Source organism: Curtobacterium sp. 24E2, assembly GCF_016925595.1.
In the GTDB taxonomy this organism is placed as follows: Bacteria; Actinomycetota; Actinomycetes; order Actinomycetales; family Microbacteriaceae; genus Curtobacterium.
Genome location: NZ_CP068987.1, coordinates 1,270,772 through 1,286,982, shown reverse-complemented (window position 1 = coordinate 1,286,982; position 16,211 = coordinate 1,270,772). Strand labels below are relative to the sequence as shown.

20 protein-coding genes, 1 tRNA gene and 3 pseudogenes are annotated in these 16,211 nt (G+C 71.8%); 14 read left to right on the top strand and 10 right to left on the bottom strand.

The genetic code is table 11. The features are described 5' to 3' along the window. Positions 1–114 precede the first annotated feature (114 nt). The 6 genes from JN350_RS19080 (at position 115) to JN350_RS06470 (ending at position 4,493) form a co-directional block, all read left to right on the top strand. Positions 115–516 (top strand): SDR family NAD(P)-dependent oxidoreductase, encoded by a 402-nt coding sequence (locus JN350_RS19080; RefSeq protein WP_240347587.1) that lies wholly within the window; start codon positions 115–117, stop codon positions 514–516. Positions 517–574: 58 nt separating this feature from the next. Continuing rightward, positions 575–1,117, top strand: a complete 543-nt coding sequence (locus tag JN350_RS06490) for a CPBP family intramembrane glutamic endopeptidase (protein WP_205463978.1) — start codon at positions 575–577, stop codon at positions 1,115–1,117. 228 nt (positions 1,118–1,345) lie between these two features. Then, complete coding sequence (locus JN350_RS06485) at positions 1,346–2,488, top strand: FAD-dependent oxidoreductase (RefSeq protein ID WP_205463977.1); 1,143 nt, start codon at positions 1,346–1,348, stop codon at positions 2,486–2,488. Between the two features lie 46 nt (positions 2,489–2,534). Next, positions 2,535–2,894, top strand: a complete 360-nt coding sequence (locus tag JN350_RS20660) for an oxidoreductase C-terminal domain-containing protein (protein WP_461964375.1) — start codon at positions 2,535–2,537, stop codon at positions 2,892–2,894. Next, positions 2,891–4,213 carry a cytochrome P450 gene (locus tag JN350_RS06475; protein ID WP_205463975.1) on the top strand — a complete coding sequence of 441 codons (1,323 nt, stop codon included), beginning with the start codon at positions 2,891–2,893 and terminating at the stop codon, positions 4,211–4,213. Before JN350_RS20660 ends, JN350_RS06475 begins: the two co-directional genes overlap by 4 nt. Positions 4,214–4,307: 94 nt before the next feature. Next, the gene (locus tag JN350_RS06470; protein ID WP_146249760.1) at positions 4,308–4,493 is read left to right on the top strand and encodes a hypothetical protein; all 186 of its coding nucleotides are present in this window, start codon (positions 4,308–4,310) and stop codon (positions 4,491–4,493) included. A gap of 117 nt (positions 4,494–4,610) precedes the next feature. Here JN350_RS06470 and JN350_RS06465 read toward each other — a convergent pair whose 3' ends face one another. Together JN350_RS06465 and JN350_RS06460 are read right to left on the bottom strand one after the other, a co-directional pair. Continuing rightward, a complete protein-coding gene (locus JN350_RS06465; protein WP_205463974.1) occupies positions 4,611–4,832 on the bottom strand; it encodes a hypothetical protein in 222 nt (73 codons plus the stop codon). A gap of 68 nt (positions 4,833–4,900) precedes the next feature. After that, positions 4,901–4,972 (bottom strand) — tRNA-Gln (locus JN350_RS06460). 79 nt (positions 4,973–5,051) lie between these two features. Here JN350_RS06460 and JN350_RS06455 point away from each other — a divergent pair. After that, positions 5,052–5,546, top strand: coding sequence for a MarR family winged helix-turn-helix transcriptional regulator (locus tag JN350_RS06455; protein ID WP_194648573.1), 495 nt, complete (start codon positions 5,052–5,054; stop codon positions 5,544–5,546). A gap of 38 nt (positions 5,547–5,584) precedes the next feature. Then, positions 5,585–6,025 (top strand): VOC family protein, encoded by a 441-nt coding sequence (locus tag JN350_RS06450; RefSeq protein ID WP_205463973.1) that lies wholly within the window; start codon positions 5,585–5,587, stop codon positions 6,023–6,025. Between the two features lie 623 nt (positions 6,026–6,648). Here the strand turns inward: JN350_RS06450 and JN350_RS20655 are convergent. From JN350_RS20655 to JN350_RS06420, 8 genes and pseudogenes are all read right to left on the bottom strand, one after another. Further along, positions 6,649–6,984, bottom strand: a pseudogene (locus tag JN350_RS20655) (ATP-binding cassette domain-containing protein); the annotation flags it as partial. Further along, positions 6,873–7,376, bottom strand: coding sequence for a hypothetical protein (locus JN350_RS20650; protein WP_461964373.1), 504 nt, complete (start codon positions 7,374–7,376; stop codon positions 6,873–6,875). The pseudogene JN350_RS20655 and the gene JN350_RS20650, both read right to left, overlap by 112 nt. A gap of 56 nt (positions 7,377–7,432) precedes the next feature. Beyond that, a pseudogene (locus tag JN350_RS20645) lies at positions 7,433–7,799 on the bottom strand (ATP-binding cassette domain-containing protein); the annotation flags it as partial. Positions 7,800–8,172: 373 nt separating this feature from the next. Further along, positions 8,173–8,571, bottom strand: a complete 399-nt coding sequence (locus JN350_RS06440) for a PLDc N-terminal domain-containing protein (RefSeq protein WP_205463972.1) — start codon at positions 8,569–8,571, stop codon at positions 8,173–8,175. 83 nt (positions 8,572–8,654) lie between these two features. Further along, on the bottom strand, positions 8,655–9,110 hold the full coding sequence (locus tag JN350_RS06435; protein WP_205463971.1) for a molybdenum cofactor biosynthesis protein MoaE: 456 nt from the start codon (positions 9,108–9,110) through the stop codon (positions 8,655–8,657). Then, entirely contained in the window at positions 9,107–9,619 is a 513-nt protein-coding gene (locus JN350_RS06430; RefSeq protein ID WP_123293708.1) for a molybdopterin-binding protein, read from the bottom strand. The genes JN350_RS06435 and JN350_RS06430 overlap by 4 nt, the downstream gene beginning before the upstream one ends. Then, on the bottom strand, positions 9,616–10,149 hold the full coding sequence (moaC, locus tag JN350_RS06425) for a cyclic pyranopterin monophosphate synthase MoaC (RefSeq protein WP_461964045.1): 534 nt from the start codon (positions 10,147–10,149) through the stop codon (positions 9,616–9,618). The genes JN350_RS06430 and moaC overlap by 4 nt, the downstream gene beginning before the upstream one ends. Beyond that, entirely contained in the window at positions 10,146–11,372 is a 1,227-nt protein-coding gene (locus JN350_RS06420; RefSeq protein ID WP_205463970.1) for a molybdopterin molybdotransferase MoeA, read from the bottom strand. The genes moaC and JN350_RS06420 overlap by 4 nt, the downstream gene beginning before the upstream one ends. Before the next feature lie 105 nt (positions 11,373–11,477). Between JN350_RS06420 and JN350_RS06415 the strand changes: the two genes are divergently transcribed. The 6 genes and pseudogenes from JN350_RS06415 (at position 11,478) to JN350_RS06390 (ending at position 16,198) form a co-directional block, all read left to right on the top strand. Beyond that, on the top strand, positions 11,478–12,425 hold the full coding sequence (locus JN350_RS06415; protein ID WP_205463969.1) for an MTAP family purine nucleoside phosphorylase: 948 nt from the start codon (positions 11,478–11,480) through the stop codon (positions 12,423–12,425). Further along, positions 12,422–13,502: pseudogene (locus tag JN350_RS06410) on the top strand (NAD-dependent epimerase/dehydratase family protein). The gene JN350_RS06415 and the pseudogene JN350_RS06410 overlap by 4 nt, the downstream one beginning before the upstream one ends. 318 nt (positions 13,503–13,820) lie before the next feature. Continuing rightward, positions 13,821–14,606, top strand: coding sequence for a glycosyltransferase family 2 protein (locus tag JN350_RS06405; RefSeq protein WP_461964041.1), 786 nt, complete (start codon positions 13,821–13,823; stop codon positions 14,604–14,606). A gap of 97 nt (positions 14,607–14,703) precedes the next feature. Then, complete coding sequence (locus tag JN350_RS06400) at positions 14,704–15,234, top strand: DUF2064 domain-containing protein (protein WP_240347585.1); 531 nt, start codon at positions 14,704–14,706, stop codon at positions 15,232–15,234. Continuing rightward, positions 15,231–15,893, top strand: a complete 663-nt coding sequence (locus tag JN350_RS06395; RefSeq protein WP_205463968.1) for a methyltransferase domain-containing protein — start codon at positions 15,231–15,233, stop codon at positions 15,891–15,893. The genes JN350_RS06400 and JN350_RS06395 overlap by 4 nt, the downstream gene beginning before the upstream one ends. Positions 15,894–15,952: 59 nt before the next feature. Continuing rightward, positions 15,953–16,198 carry a hypothetical protein gene (locus JN350_RS06390; protein WP_205463967.1) on the top strand — a complete coding sequence of 82 codons (246 nt, stop codon included), beginning with the start codon at positions 15,953–15,955 and terminating at the stop codon, positions 16,196–16,198. The last annotated feature ends 13 nt before the right edge of the window (positions 16,199–16,211 follow it).

Below are 16,211 nucleotides of genomic sequence, written 5' to 3'. Positions count from 1 at the left end.
GTACTCAACGTCACGTCCGGCGCCGCCCGCTTCGGGCAGATCCGGTGGGACGACCCGGCGTTCGCCAGCGGCTACGACGCGGCCGCCGCCTACGGGCAGTCCAAGCGGGCGAACGTGCTGTTCACGGTCGAACTCGACCGCCGGTACGCCGACCAGGGCATCCGTTCCTTCGCCGCGCACCCCGGCGTCATCATCGGCCCCGGCCCGCACGACGGGTCCCGGATCGCCTCGTACCGCGAGCAGGGGCTGGTCGACGACGACGGCGCGACGGTCATCGACCCCGAACACGGCAAGAAGACGATCGAGCAGGGGGCGGCGACGCTCGTGTTCGGTGCCGCGAGCCCGCTGCTCGACGGCGTCGGCGGGGTCTACCTGAAGGACAGCGACGTCGCCGTGATCGACGACGAGGTCCGGCCGCTCACCGCGGACAGCATCCCGTCGGACGCGAACTCGGCGATGCTCGACGCCGACGACGCCCGGCGGTTGTGGGAGGTCAGTGTGCGGCTGACCGCGTGAGGGCGTCGCGTCCGCTGGTAGCTTTCGGCGGAGACGAGTCGCGACTCAGGGCGATGTCATGCTCGCCGTCCTCATCGCCTTCACGAGACGACACTGGGCGCGCATCTTCCAACGCACCACCGCACGCGACTTCGGCACCATGATCGTCTTCGCGATCCTCAGCCTCATCGTGTCGTTCACGGTCGGGATCATCGTGAAGGCGATCTTCGGCACCAACGCCAACACCGCGACCGATGGCATCCACGGCGCGGGTGAGATCGTCGCGTTCTCCGTCGGGACCGCGATCCAGCTGCTGGGCGAGGAGCTCTTCACCATCCTGCCGTTCCTGGCGGTCATGGCGTTGTGCCACCGCATCGGACTCACCCGCACCCAGGCGATCCTCATCGCCTGGCTCGCGACCGCGATCTGGTTCGGTGCAGCGCACCTGCCGACCTACGGGTGGAACTTCGCGCAGGCGTTCCTGATCATCGGTGTCGCACGGCTGGTCCTCGCGCTCGCGTACATCCGCACGAAGAACATCGCGGTCAGCACCGGCGCACACATCATCAACGACTGGGTGCTCTTCACGGGCGCGATCATCGGAGCCGCCACGAGTTCCTGAGCGTGGCGGAACTGCGCACTGCGTTCGTTCGATCGATCGATCGATCGTCCACCGTCTCGTGCGGAGGGCCGGCGGGCCTCGCAACTGCATCCGGTCATGACGCCAGCAGATGTGGGCGCGCCCGTCGTACTGCGATCGCAGTGATCGGACTACCGCGACCGCGGACGACACCAAGTGGTGCGCCGCGGACGATGGAGACGTCCCACAACGAGAGCCCGGGAGGTCTTCGTGGAGATCGCGGTCGACATGACGAAATGCCAGAGCTATGCGCAGTGCTGCTTCCTCGCGCCGGGGGTGTTCCGGTTCGAGGGCGAGGAAGCACTCGCCTACAACCCCAATCCCTCCGACGCCGAACGGTTCCGGGTGCTGCAGTCCGCAGCCGCGTGCCCCGTCCAGGCGATCCGTGTCGGGGGCGCACGTCTGCCGGTACGAGCAGCCGACACCACTGAACCGGTGCACGCTCCGCTCACCGCGGACGGACGAGTCGTCGTCGTCGGCGCGTCGCTGGCTGGTCTGACTGCAGCCGAGACGCTCCGCACCTCCGGGTTCACCGGCACGATCACCGTGCTCGGTGACGAGCCGCACCTGCCCTACGACCGTCCGCCGCTGTCGAAACAGGTGCTCACGGGCGTTGCCGGCACCACCTCGACACGGTTGCCGCACGCCGCGGACCTCGACGTCGACTGGCGGCTCGGCAACACCGCCACCGCCCTCACCACGGATGCCAAGCAGGTGCTCCTGCAGAACGGTGCGCGAGTCGACTACGACCGCCTGCTGATCGCCACCGGCCGTCGTTCCCGCCCCTGGCCCGTCACCGCCGAGGCAGCGCTGGACGGTGTCTTCGTGCTCCGCACCGCCGATGACGCGGCCGCGATCCGCGAACGACTGACGGACCGCGCCACGAGGGTGCTGGTGATCGGCGGCGGCTTCACCGGCGGTGAGATCGCCTCCTCCTGCAGCAGCCTCGGCATCCCCGTCACCGTCGTCGACCGTGGGCCGGCACCCATGGCGAAACTCTTCGGGACGGCCGTCGGCGAGATGATGCGTGCGCTCCACCGCGAGCACGACGTCGATCTCCGGACCGGCACCGGCGTCACCGCCGTGCTCGGTGACGACGAGGGACGGCTCACCGCAGCGCAGCTCACCGACGGCTCCACGATCGACGTCGATGTGGCCGTCGTCGCGATCGGCGCCGTCCCGAACAACGAATGGCTCGCCGGATCCGGCGTCGCGAGTGACGACGGGGTGTGCTCTGCGACGCTGCCCAGCACGCCCTCGGCACCGACGGGCAGCCCCTGCTCGACGTGTTCGTCGCCGGGGACATCGCCCGGCACCCGAACCCCTTGCCGGGCCCGGCGTGTGGACGAGTGAACACTGGGGCGCCGCCGTCGGACAGGCCGAGACCGCAGCGCGGAACATGGTGCACGGTACGGACACACCCCATCGGGACGTGCCGGTGTTCTGGACGACGCAGTTCGGGCAGGTGCTCAAAGCGGCGGGAGAGCCGGCGATCGCCGACACCGCACAGGTCACACAAGGATCCCTCGAAGAGCGATCCGCTGTGGTCACGTTCGGCCGTGACGGACGTCTGGTCGCCGCGGTCGCCGTGAACCAGTCGAAGTGGTTGCCGTACTACCGGGCGCAGATCGAATCCGGAGCAGCCTTCCCCTCGAAGACCCGACGGTCGATCCCGCCGCCGACACCAGGCTGTCAGCGGCGCGGTAGCGCTCGGCATCGCCCGAAACCGATCGACCCCACCAGGAGCAGAACACGATGACCGACACCCCGCAGACCACACCGACCACCGACGCCGCACCGACGACAGCGACCGCGTCGGCGACCTGGGAGACGTTGCTCGAGCAGGACAGCCGACCCGACCCCAACCCCCACTACGAGCAGCTCCGCACCCAGCCGGTGCAGCAACTCGACAACGGCGCCTTCCTCATCACCGGGTACGACGAGATCCTGCAGCTCGTCCACGACCCCCGCATCAGCTCCGACCCGATGGCCGCGCACCGCAAGGAGGGCACCGACGCCGGTGAGCCCGGGCTGACGTCCGCGTTCGTGATGACGGATCCGCCGGTCCACGACCGGCTCCGCCGGCAGACCATGCGCCACTTCGGGCCGCCGCACGCCGCCGACTACATCGACGGGCTCCGCCAGGACATCGACGCCATCACCCATGACCTCATCGACGGGTTCGCCGGCCGCACGGAGATCGACGTCGTCGAAGCCTTCGCGTACCCGCTCCCCGTCGCGATGATCTGCGACGTGCTCGGCGTCCCCGCGGAGGACGAGCCCCGCTTCCACGAGTGGAGCCAAGCCATCATCGCGCCCCCGGAAGTGGTCGACGACGCAGACGCCGCGGTCAAGCGCCGCGAGGCCGACGACGCATCCCGCGAGATGGCGGCCTACCTCGGCGACCTCGCCGACGCCCGGAAGGGCACGCCGCACGGTGACCTGCTGTCCGGTCTCGTCAACGACCACGGCCCCGACGGGCCGATGTCGCGCGCCGAGGTCCTGAACACGTCCATCATGCTGCTCATCGGCGGGCACGAGACCACCGTCAACATGATCGCGAACGGCACACTCACCCTGCTGCGCCATCCCGAGACCATCGACCTCATCCGCGACCACCCGCACACGATCGCGCAGGTGTTCGAAGAGCTCATCCGCGTCGAACCGCCCGCCCAGGTGACACCGAAGTACATCGCCCTCGCCGACGTCACCGTTGCCGGCGTCACCATCCCCGCCGGCTCACCGGTCTGGATCGCATGGGCGGCCGCCAACCGCGACCCTCGCCACTTCGTCGACCCGGACCAGTTCGACCCGCACCGTGCTGGCAACGACCACCTCAGCTTCGGCGCCGGCATCCACGCGTGCTTCGGGGCGCCGCTGGCACGACTGGAGACCCAGATCGCTCTCGCCGGCCTCTTCGAGCGCCTCGTCAACCCGCAACTGGTCATCGATCCGCCGCCCTACCGCCGCAACGCACTCCTCCGCGGACCGAGCGAGCTGCGCATCACCTTCGACGGCGTACGCCCCGCGGTCGGACGCGATCGACGCGAACCACCGACATCGCCGGCGACGAAGTGATGCGAGGTCCCGTGACCGACCCGACTGAGCCCATCTGTCGTGAGCGGGTTCCGACTCCGTTGTGGAGCAGTCGTGGGTCCGGTACCGTGCGGTCATGTCCTCGGAGCTGTGGTTCGTCATCGCGAGCGTCGCCGTCGCGATCATCGCCTGGGTGGGTCACTTCTTCGGGTGGTTCACGAGCAAGCACGGCCGCGGTGTCCCGGACGGGGCCGCGTCGACGATGCAGGGTGGCCAGCTGACGCCGCCGGATGCCGGTGGTCACGGCGGGCACGGCTCCTGACACGGCACCTGGCGTCGCATCCATCCGGGGACGGCCAGCGAACTCCCGCGTCGCACGCGCCACCCCGTGGTGGAGAGCGCCACTGGTCGCATCGTCGTCATGCGCACAGAGGGTGCGTCAGTCGGGCACGCCGGGGAGGCCGCCGCGGTACCACGCCACGTACCATGCCCAGAGCGGCACCAGCGAATCGACCGTGAAGTCGAGGGCTTTGATCGGTCCTCCGGTTGCCACGAGCCAGTGCGCGAGCTGTGTGAGCCACCCTTGCTCCGAGCCGGCGACGAAGTCCCGCAACCGGTGCGCATCCGCGACCGAAACCTGATGTGGGAGAAGTCGTGCCATGTGCTTCCGAACGTGACATGCGATGCCGCGACGCCGGAAAGTCAGATCACCGAATCAGACGCAGGCAGCTCCGCCTCCAGGATTCGAACCCGGACCTAACGGCACCAAAGGCCGTCGTGCTGCCATTACACCAAGGCGGAACGCACCCGTGGGTGCTCGTCCATCCTCCCATGACCGACGAGGCTGGCCGTCCGCCCCGGGTTCGGCCAAGATGGAGGGATGCCGCACCAGGACGAGGTCGACCGCATCGTCGCGGCGTGGGGTCGTGAGCGCGCCGATCTCGACTTCGGGCCGCTCGAGGTGCTGTCCCGTGTCGACCGGCTCGCGCGGCACCTGGACCGCGCCCGGCGAGCAGCGTTCGACGCCGGTGACATGGAGCCGTGGGAGTTCGACGTGCTGTCCGCCTTGCGGCGTGCGGGTGAGCCGTACGAGCTGAGCCCGAAGACCCTGCTGCAGCAGACCCTGGTGTCGAGCGGCACGATGACGAACCGGGTCGACCGGCTCACGGCGCGGGGCCTGGTCGGTCGGCGGACGGACCCGAAGGACGGCCGCGGCATCCTCGTGTCACTGACGACGAAGGGGCGGGTCGCGGTCGACGCGGCCATCGCAGACCTGCTGACGGCGGAGCGGGACATCCTGTCCGGGGTGTCCGACGCCGAGCAGGACCAGCTGGCCGGGCTGCTCCGACGGCTCATCCTCGGCCTCGGCGACTGAGCCGCCCGACCGACGAGACCCGGGGTAGCCTCCGGCCCATGCACGCGATCACCCTGGCCGTCGCTGACGTCGCACGTTCGGCGGAGTTCTACCGCGCCCTGCTCGGGATCGAGGGCAGCGGCGTCATCGGCACCGAGTACCCGCCGACCGAGACCGAGGCGGGCGGCACCACGGCGATGTTCACCCTCGACGACGGTCTGATCGTCAGCGTCTACGGGCGGGACGACATGGCGAAGGACTCCGGGGTGGCACTCGCCGACGGCCCCGCGGCGACGATCGGGCACTTCGTCGACAGTCAGGCCGACGCCGAAGCGTTCCTCGACCGGGCCCGGATCGCCGGCGCGACGATGCTCGCTCCGCCGTACACACGGCCGTGGGGCATGTGGTCCGGCTTCTTCCAGGACCCGGACGGCCACCTGTGGGAGGTCGTCGCGAACCCCGGTGGCGGGGCCCCCGAGGACGCGAAGCCAGCGGAGTAGCGCGCCTCAGACCCCGAGCAGCTCCGCGACCTCGAGCCAACGCTCCTCGAGCTGCTCGATCTCGGCCTCGTGCGCGGCGAGCTTCGCCTGCAGCCCCCGAGCCCGGCGTAGTCCGACTGGTCGTGGGTGGCGAAGTCGTCGAGCAGCTTCTTCCGGTCCGCGCCGACCTTCGTGATCTTGCGGTCCAGCGCCGACATCTCCTTCTCGGCCGTCCGACGCTCCGCGCCCGACAGCCCCGAGGCGGCCGCAGCCGACGCGCCGGAACCAGCTGACGCACTGGACCCGGCCACGGCACCGGCCGAGCCGGTCCCGCCAGCCGTGTCGGGCCTCCCGGCAGACGCGGCGGCAGCCGCAGAAGCGGTCCCACCACCGGTGCCGGCCGCACGCAGCCGCATGTACTCGTCGACGCCGCCGGGCAGGTGCCGCAGGTGCCCGCCGAGCACGGCGTACTGCTGGTCGGTGACGCGCTCGAGCAGGTACCGGTCGTGGGAGACGACCAGCAGGGTGCCCGGCCAGGTGTCGAGCAGGTCCTCCATGGCGGCGAGCATGTCGGTGTCGAGGTCGTTCGTGGGCTCGTCGAGGATCAGCACGTTCGGCTCGTCGAGCAGGATGAGCATGAGCTGCAGGCGGCGCTTCTGGCCACCGGACAGGTCCTTGACGGGCGTTGAGAGCTGCTCCGCCGTGAAGCCGAGGCGTTCGAGCAGCTGCGCCGGCGTCATCTCCTTGCCGTCGGCGACGTAGCTCGTCTTCTTGCGGGCGACGACCTCGCGCACGCGGTCGTTCGCGAACTGCGCCAGGTCGGCGAGCTGCTGGTCGAGGATCGCGACCTGCACGGTCTTGCCGGTCTTCACCCGGCCGCTCGTCGGCGCGAGCGTGCCCGAGACGAGGTTGAGCAGCGTCGACTTGCCGGCGCCGTTCGGGCCGAGGATGCCGGTCCGCTCCCCGGTGCGATGCGCCACTCGATGCGGTCCAGGATCTGGGTGCCGTCGAACGAGACGCTCACGTCGAGCAGGTCGACGACGTCCTTGCCGAGGCGGGCGGTCGCCGTCTTCGCGAGCGCGACCGTGTCGCGGATCGGCGGCACGTCGTCGATCAGGGCGTTCGCCGCGTCGATGCGGAACTTCGGCTTGCTCGTCCGGGCCGGAGCGCCGCGGCGCAGCCACGCGAGCTCCTTGCGGGCCAGGTTCTGGCGGCGCTGCTCGCTCGCCGCGGCCTGCCGGTCGCGCTCGACGCGCTGCAGGATGTACGCCGCGTAGCCGCCCTCGAACGGGTCGACGACGCCGTCGTGGACCTCCCACGTGTCGGTCGACACCGCGTCGAGGAACCACCGGTCGTGCGTCACGACCACCATGCCGCCCTGGTTCGACGACCAGCGGCGGTTGATGTGCTCGGCGAGCCACTGGATGCCCTCGACGTCGAGGTGGTTCGTGGGCTCGTCGAGGAACAGGACGTCCCAGTCGCCGACGAGCAGCCGCGCGAGCGCCACGCGGCGGCGCTGGCCACCGGACAGCTCGTCGACGCTGACGTCCCACGGGATGTCCGACACCAGACCGCCGATGACGTCGCGGATCTTCGGGTCGCCGGCCCACTCGTGCTCTTCGAGGTCGCCGACGACGGTGCTGCCGACGGTCGCGCCCTCGGGCAGGATGTCGCGCTGGTCCAGGTAGCCGACGGTCAGCCCGCGTCGGTGCGTGACTCGGCCGTCGTCGGGTTCGAGGCGCTGGGACAGCAGCGCGAGCAGGGTCGACTTGCCGTCGCCGTTGCGTCCGACCACGCCGATCCGGTCCCCCTCGTCGATGCCGAGGGTGACGTTGTCGAAGACGACCTTGGTGGGGAACTCGAGATGCAGGTTCTCGGCGCCGAGGAGATGAGCCACGCGTCAAGGGTAGGCGGCGTGGCGGGGTGGTCGGTGCGGGGCGGTGATTCGGGTCGTGGGGCCGGGGCGGGGTCGGACGCACGGTGCGGGCTTGTTCGAGTGGTGCGAGGTTGACCGCTCGGTGCGAGGTTGTAGCGGCGCACGGAGCGCACAACCTCGCACCGGCCGACCGACCGCGCACGGTGCGCCCGTCGCGTCGGTGCGACGACGCGTCGGCCTGGAGGCGCGGGTCAGCTCACCGGGGCCGGTTCGGCTCCGGCAGTCGGGTACGTCAGCTCGCGGGAGCGGCGTCGCCCTCGCCTGCGGCTTCCTTCGCGCGCTTCAGGCGAGCCTGCGCCTCCCAGTACTCGATCTCGCGCTCGAGTTCGGCGAGCTCCTGCTCCGTGCCGCTGATGCGCTTGGCTCCGTGGGCGTTCCGGGCATCACCGAGGGTGGCGTACCGGTCCTCGTGACGGGTGGGTTCGATGTAGCGGCCGTGGTTCCGCTCGCCCGGGGCCCAGTCGTGGCCGATGGCGAACCAGACGATGCTGCCGACGACGGGGACCAGGATCACGAGGATCACCCACGCGATCTTCGGGAGTCCGCGGATCTGGTCGTCGTTCTTCGTCAGGATGTCGATCAGGGCGAAGACCAGCAGGATGACGGTGATCCCGGGCAGCAGAACGCTCATGTTCGCGATTCTATGGATCCGCTTGGAGTCTCACCATGCCCCGAACGAGCGTCGCAGTTGCGAAGTCGCACAGGGTCGGCGTCCTACAACGCCGCGACCCACTCGTCCGTGCCGTCGGTGAACCGCTGGTGCTTCCAGATCGGCACACGCTCCTTCACCAGGTCGACCAGCTCCCCGCACGCTGCGAACGCCTGCGCCCGGTGCGACGACGCCACGGCTGCGGCCAGCGCGACGTCCCCGATGCCGAGCGACCCGACGCGGTGCAGCACGGCGATCCGGACGTCGGGGTGGGCGTCGGCGACGGTGCGGGCGACCTCGGCGATGACGTCGCCGGCGCTGGGGTGCCGCTCGTAGTCGAGGGCGGTGACGCCCTTGCCACCGTCGTGGTCGCGGACGACGCCGGCGAAGGTGACGACGGCGCCGTCCCGGTCGGTGGCGACGACGGCGGAGACCTCGTCGACGGTGATCCCCCGGTCGACGACGTCAGCGAGGACGACGCGCGCGTCCGGTGCCGGGGACGGGGCCGGCGCAGCGGTCATGACGCACTCCGCGGCGCGTGGCCCTCGCCGTGCACCTGCGCGAGCACGTGATCGACCAGCCCGTCGAGCACCGCCAGTCCGTCCGCGACGCCGCCGCGGGACCCGGGAAGGGTGACGATCAGGGATCCGCCGGTGCTGATGCCGGCGATGCCGCGGCTCAGCAGTGCGGTCGGCCCGGCCCCCGCGAGCCCGCGACGACGGACCTCTTCGAGGACACCGGGCAGCTCCAGGTCGATGAGCGGCGCGACAGCCTCGGGCGTCCGGTCGGTCGGGGTGACGCCGGTGCCCCCGGTCGTGATGACGATCCTGGCCCCGGCCAGCAGTTCGGCGGTCACGGTCTCGGTGATCGCCCCGCCGTCGGGGACGATCACGGGCTCGGCGACGGTGAAGTCCCGCTCGCGCAGCCACCCCGCGATGACGGGCCCGGTGCGGTCGAGCGCGGGATCGGCGGCAGCCTGCGTGGACACCACCACGACGGCGGCACGGCCCCTGGTCGGCTGCGAGGTCATCGGTTGCTCCAGTCTCCGGACCGACCGCCGTGCTTCTCGAGCACACGGACGTCCGTGATCGAGGCCGCCCGGTCGACGGCCTTCACCATGTCGTACACGGTCAGCGCGGCGATGCTCGCGCCGGTCAGCGCTTCCATCTCGACGCCGGTGCGCGAGGTCGTGCGGACCGAGACCTCGATCAGCACGCGGTCGTCGGCACCGGTGATGTCGACCTGCACCCCGGCGATGGGGAGCGGGTGGCAGAGCGGGATGAGGTCGGAGGTCTTCTTCACGGCCATGATCGCGGCGATGCGGGCGGTACCGATGACCTCGCCCTTCGGCAGGGAGCCGTCGAGGATGCGGGCGACGACGTCGGGCCGGGTGACGAGCGTGGCGGTGGCGGTCGCCGAGCGGTCGGTGACGTCCTTCGCGGACACGTCGACCATGTGCGCGGACCCGTCGGCGCGCACGTGCGACAGCTCGGCCGCGCCGGACGGATCGACCTGCTCGGACGGACCCGACTGATCGGACGTGGCGGCGGGTTCGGTCATCGGAGACTCCAGACGGTCAGGACGTCACCGGGTTCGACGGCGTCGACCCCCACCGGGACGTGGACGAGGTGCGTGGCGGCGGCGTAGTGCGCGAGCAGGTGGGAACTCGGTCCGCCCACGAAGTGGACGGCCCCGTCGTCCACCCGGCCACGCCGCACCTGGTGCTTGCCACCCGGTGACCGCGCAGCCGAAGCAGCGGGCAGGTGCAGCTCGGGGCGGTCGGCCGGCAGCCCGACGAGGGGTGCGAGCAGCGGACGGAGGAACACCTCGAACGAGACGAGCCCCGACACCGGGTTGCCGGGGAACGACACCACCGGCACCGGTCGACCGGCGAGTTCCACGCTGCCGAACGCCTGCGGCCCGCCGGGCTGCATCGCGACCGGGGTCACGGCGAGGCCTCGGGGTTCGAGTGCCTGCCGCACGACCTCGTACGCGCCCGCACTGATGCCCCCGGTGGTGAGCACGAGGTCGGCCCAATCTCCCACGGCGTCGTCGAGCTCGGAGACGAACGCTTCCACGTCGTCGGGGACCCGGACCCTGCGGGACGAAGCACCGACCTCGGCGAGCGCCGCCTGCAGCGCGATGCCGTTCGCGTCTCCGATCGTCGCTGCGGCCGTGTCCGCGCCCTGCAGCTCGGACCCCGTCGAGACCACGAGGACCCGCAGTGGTCGACGAACCTGCACGGTGGACACTCCGGCGGACGCGAGCGCACCGAGCAGGGCTGGGGTGATCGGCGCACCGGTCGGCGCGATGGACGCACCGAGGGCCAGGTCGCTGCCGGTCCCACGGACGAAGGTGCCCGGCGCGAGGTCGGACGGCACCGTGACGTGCCCCAGGTCGAGCGCAGCCGGGAAGGACCCCGGCGACGTCGACTCCACCGGGAAGACCGCATCTGCGCCGTCCGGGATCCGCGCGCCGGTCATGATCGGTGCAGCGGTGCCGGCGGAGAGCGGCGCGGGCACCACGCCGGCGGGGATCGGCGCGACCACCCGGACGTCCTGCCCGGCATCGGCCACCCGGACCGCGAAGCCGTCCATCTGGCTGTTGTCGAAGGGCGGCAACGGGACCGGAGAGACGACGGGCGCAGCGAGCACGCGGTGCCCGTGCCCGGCACGGCCGTCGACGGCCAGGTCGTCGATCCGCCACGATGCAGCCCCGAGGCCCGCCAGGACCGGCGCGAGCAGCACGGCCAGGTCGTCGCGGTGCTGACCGATCGTTCGCACAGGTGCCTCCGAACAGGGATGGTGTCACCGCTCCCGGTTCGTCCGGGGCCGGCGTCAGTAGCGTATCCAGCGCGCAGACCGCGCCGACGACCTTTCGGAGGACCTGTGGAGAACGACGAAGCCGTGATGATCGGTGTCATCGGGGGCTCCGGCCTCTACCAGCTGTTCGAGGAGGGGACCGCCGAGGAGCTGGACGTGCCGACGCCGTTCGGCCCGACGTCGAGCCCGATCAGCATCGGCACGATGTCCGGACGCCGGGTCGCGTTCCTCACCCGGCACGGTCGTGAGCACTCCGTCGCCCCGCACCGCATCAACCACCGCGCGAACGTCTGGGCGCTCCGCTCCCTGGGCGTCCGGGCGATCGTGTCCTCGAGCGCCGTCGGTGGCCTGCACCCCGACTACGCCCCGGGCACCTTCGTCGTGACCGACCAGCTCATCGACCGCACCTTCGGCCGCGCGGACACGTTCTTCGAGGACGACGTCCAGCACCTGTCGTTCGCCGACCCGTTCGACCCGACGCTGCGGCGGGCGGCCGTCGACGCCATCGCAGCACTCGACGTGCCGTTCCGGTCGACGGGCACGTGCGTCGTCATCCAGGGCCCCCGGTTCTCGACGCGCGCCGAGTCCGTCTGGCTGCGCGAGGCCGGCGGCCACACCATCAACATGACGATGACCCCCGAGGTCCCGCTCGCCGCGGAGCTCGGCATCGCCACCGTGAACCTGTCGTTCGTCACCGACGCCGACGCCGGCCTGGCCCCGACCGAGGACGAAGCCGCCGCAGCGGCCGCCCACGCGGCCACGGCGGACGCAGCGGCCACCGCGGACGCGGCCGACGACGCCGGAGCACCCGTCACCCACGCCCTCGTGATGGAACGTCTCGCCCGCGCCAACGAGGTGATCGTCCGCGCCATCGGCGAGATCGTCGGCGCGATCCCCGCCGACTTCACGCCGCGCGAACTCGTCCCGAGCAGCGCGAGCGCCAGCATCATGCAAGCCCAGCCCACAGGCGCCAGCGTCACGCAGGCCCAGCCCGCCACGGGCCGCACCGCATGACCCGCCTGCTCGTCACCGGCGGCGCCGGCTTCATCGGTTCCGCGATCGTCCGCCGCGCGCTGGCCGACGGCCACGAGGTCCGCGTCCTCGACTCCTCCGCGACGACGTCCACGGCGATCCCGGCGAGGTCGTGCGCGCCCACCAGCAGCAGGGCATCGAGTTCGTGCACGGCGACGTCCGCGACCGGGTCTCGCTCGACGCCGCGCTCGACGGCGTCGACGTCGTCTGCCACCAGGCCGCCAAGGTCGGCCTCGGCGTCGACTTCCAGGACGCCCCCGACTACGTCTCGTCGAACGACGCCGGCACGGCCTACGTCCTCGCCGGCATGGACCGGCACGACATCGGGCGACTCGTCGTCGCGAGCTCGATGGTCGTCTACGGTGAGGGCGCGTACACGACGACCGACGGCGAGCCCGTCCGGCCGCCGGCCCGCCGCCGCGAGGACCTCGACGCCGGTCGCTTCGACCCGATCGGCGCGGACGGCCACCCCCTGCTGCCCGGCCTCATCGACGAGTCCGCCGCGCTCGACCCCCGCAACGTGTACGCGCAGACGAAGGTCGCGCAGGAGCACCTGGCCTCGAGCTGGGCACGCGCGACGGGCGGCCGGGCGGTCGCGTTGCGGTACCACAACGTCTACGGACCCGGCATGCCCGCGAACACCCCCTACGCCGGTGTCGCGTCACTGTTCCGCTCGGCGCTGGCCCGCGGTGAGGCCCCCGCGTCTTCGAGGACGGCGCCCAGCGCCGCGACTTCGTGCACGTCGACGACGTCGCCGGAGCGAACGCCGCCTCGATCGCCGCGACCGCCGACCAGCCCGCCGACTCGTTCCGCGCGTACAACGTGGGGTCCGGCGTCGTGCACACGATCGGCGACATGGCCGCGGCGATCGCCGGACCCGACGGTCCGCAACCGGTCGTCACCGGCGAGTACCGCCTGGGCGACGTGCGCCACGTCACGGCGAGCTCGGACCGCATCGCCGCCGAGCTCGGCTGGCGCGCCGAGGTCGACTTCGTGGCCGGCATGCGCGACTTCGCCACCGCCCCCTCCGGAGCGCCGTCCAGTAGCCCCGCTTCGTGAGCAGGAATGGTCGGGTCGCCGGACGCGACCCGACCATTCCTGCTCACGAACCGCGCACCGCGCGCACCGCGCCCACCGCGCCCACCGCGCACCGCGCGCACCGCGCCCAGCGCGACCGCGCGGCGGACGCGACCCGACCAGAACACGCGCCACGGGCCTCCCGTCCGCCTGCCCCCGTTCTGGGGACCCGACCCGGGAAACACGCGCTGACTGACCAGCGGGTACACCTTTCCTGTACCCCGACGCGCGTCGTCGTGTTACGTCGAGTGCATGACAGGACAGACCCGTCGATCTGACGACCGGCACCGAATGACGGACATGAGTGTCGACGTCATCCTCCCGTGCCTCGACGAGGCCGATGCCCTGCCGAAGGTGATCGCTCGCCTGCCGGAGGGCTACCGCGCGATCGTGGTGGACAACGGATCGACCGACGGTTCCGCCGACGTCGCCCGCGCGCACGGCGCCCTCGTCGTCACGGAACCGGTGAAGGGCTTCGGCTCCGCCTGCGCTGCGGGCGTCGCGGCCGCCACCGCCGACTTCGTCGCCTTCTGCGACGCGGACGCCTCGATGGACCCCGCAGAGCTGCCGCCGCTCGTCGACCGCGTCGCGAGCGGCCGCGTCGACCTGGCGCTCGGACGACGTGTCCCGACGAGCAAGGGCGCCTGGGCGCCGCACGCCCGGTTCGCGAACCGCGTCCTCGCCGTCCTCATGCACCGCGCGACCGGCTACCGCCTGCGCGACCTCGGCCCGATGCGCGTCATGCGCCGCGAGGACCTCGTCGCCCTGGACCTGCAGGACCGCCGCAGCGGCTACCCGCTCGAGATGGTCCTGGCCGCGCACGCGGCGGGCTGGCGCGTCGACGAGTCCGACATCGGCTACGCGCAGCGCATCGGCGACAGCAAGGTGACCGGGACGCTCCGCGGCACGGTCAACGCGGTCCGCGACATGACCCGCCTGCTGCGCGCGTACCGCCGGGAGGCCCCTGTCCGGGTCGTCGCACCGGCGCCCGTCCGCCACGTGGCCGGCTCCACCGCCGCGACCGGTGCCGCGGCACGGCCCGACTCCGCCGCCGTCACCGCCTCGGTCGAGGGGACGCGCGCATGACCGCCGGCATCACCGTGGCCGTGGTCGCGAAGGAGTGCCTGCCCGGCAAGGTGAAGACCCGGCTGACCCCGGCGCTCTCCCCGAGGGTGCCGCCCGTGTGGCGTCCGCGAGCCTCGCCGACACCCTGTCGACCGTCCGCGCCCTGGCCGCCGAGCGCCGCGTGCTGTTCTTCGACGGTGACGTCGTCCCGGAGTCGGCCGACGGCTTCGACGTCCTCCACCAGCCGGGCGGCGGGCTGGACGAGCGCCTCGGATTCCTGTTCGACGCGATCGACGGCCCGTTGCTGCTCGTCGGCATGGACACCCCGCAGGTGTCCACCGACGCGCTCGCCCCGGTGTTCGACCAGCCCGAACGCGACGCGTGGTTCGGTCCCGCCGAGGACGGCGGCTTCTGGTCGCTGTACCTGCAGGCCCCGACCGGCGACCTGCTGCGCGGCGTCCCGATGTCGCAGGACGACACCGGCGCCGTCCAGCTCGCCCGCCTGACCGACGCCGGCCTCGACGTCGGGATCCTCGGCGAACTGCTCGACGTCGACACGATGCCCGACGCCGAACGCGTCGCCGAACTCGCGCCGGACTCCGGCTTCACCCAGGCACTCCGTGCCGAGATCGCGGGGAGTCTCCGATGACCATGCACGCACCCGTCTCCTTCGGCGCCGGCGGCGGCGAGCCCTACGCCCGGGCCCTGCGCTCGGACGGACGGCTCCGTCTGACCGACCCGGACCGCCCCGACGTCGTCACGACGATGGACGTCGGCCGGTGGAGCGCCGCGGCCGACCGGGTCGACCGCTCGCTGCTCGACGACGCCGACGGACCCGTGATCGACATCGGGTGCGGCCCCGGGCGGATGCTCGTCGCCGCCCGCAACCTCGGCATCCCCGCACTCGGCGTGGACGTCTCCGCCGAGGCCGTGGCGATCGCGCAGCGGTCCGGTGGCACCGCGATCCAGGGGTCGGTGTTCGACGCGGTCCCCGACGAGGGGCACTGGGACACCGCCCTGGTCATCGACGGCAACATCGGCATCGGCGGCGACCCCGCGGCACTGCTCGAGCGCTGCGGCGAGATCGTCCGCGCCGGCGGCCGGGTCATCGTCGAGACGAACCCCGACCCGCTGGCCGACCGCGTGTACACCGCCCGCGTCATGGACGCCGACGGCCACGAGAGCGCCGGGTTCCCCTGGGCCGAGGTCGGACTCGACGCGCTGCACCGGCACGCGGCGGACGCCGGTCTCGTGGCACGGCAGAGCTGGACGGTCGCGGGCCGGAGCTTCTGCGAGCTCCTGGCCTGAACACGCACGTTCGTGCAGTTGTTTTGCATCATTCAAGACAGTCACGTACGGTCGAGCCCATGACGAACAGCACCTTCCCGCTCGGCGGCACCTTCGTGTCCGGACTCCGCGACCGTGACGAGCGCGGGTCCTTCACCGGTACCCGCACCACGGACTCGGTCGGCACGTACACGGGCGCACCGATCACCGGGCGCCTCGGGCGCTTCACCGACGCGCAGCGTTCGCGTCCCGCCACCTGGACCGCCTCCACCCGCACGGCCACCGGCTCGTTCCGCACGGCGACCGGCTCCTTCCGCACCGCCTGAGCCGTGCCGTCGC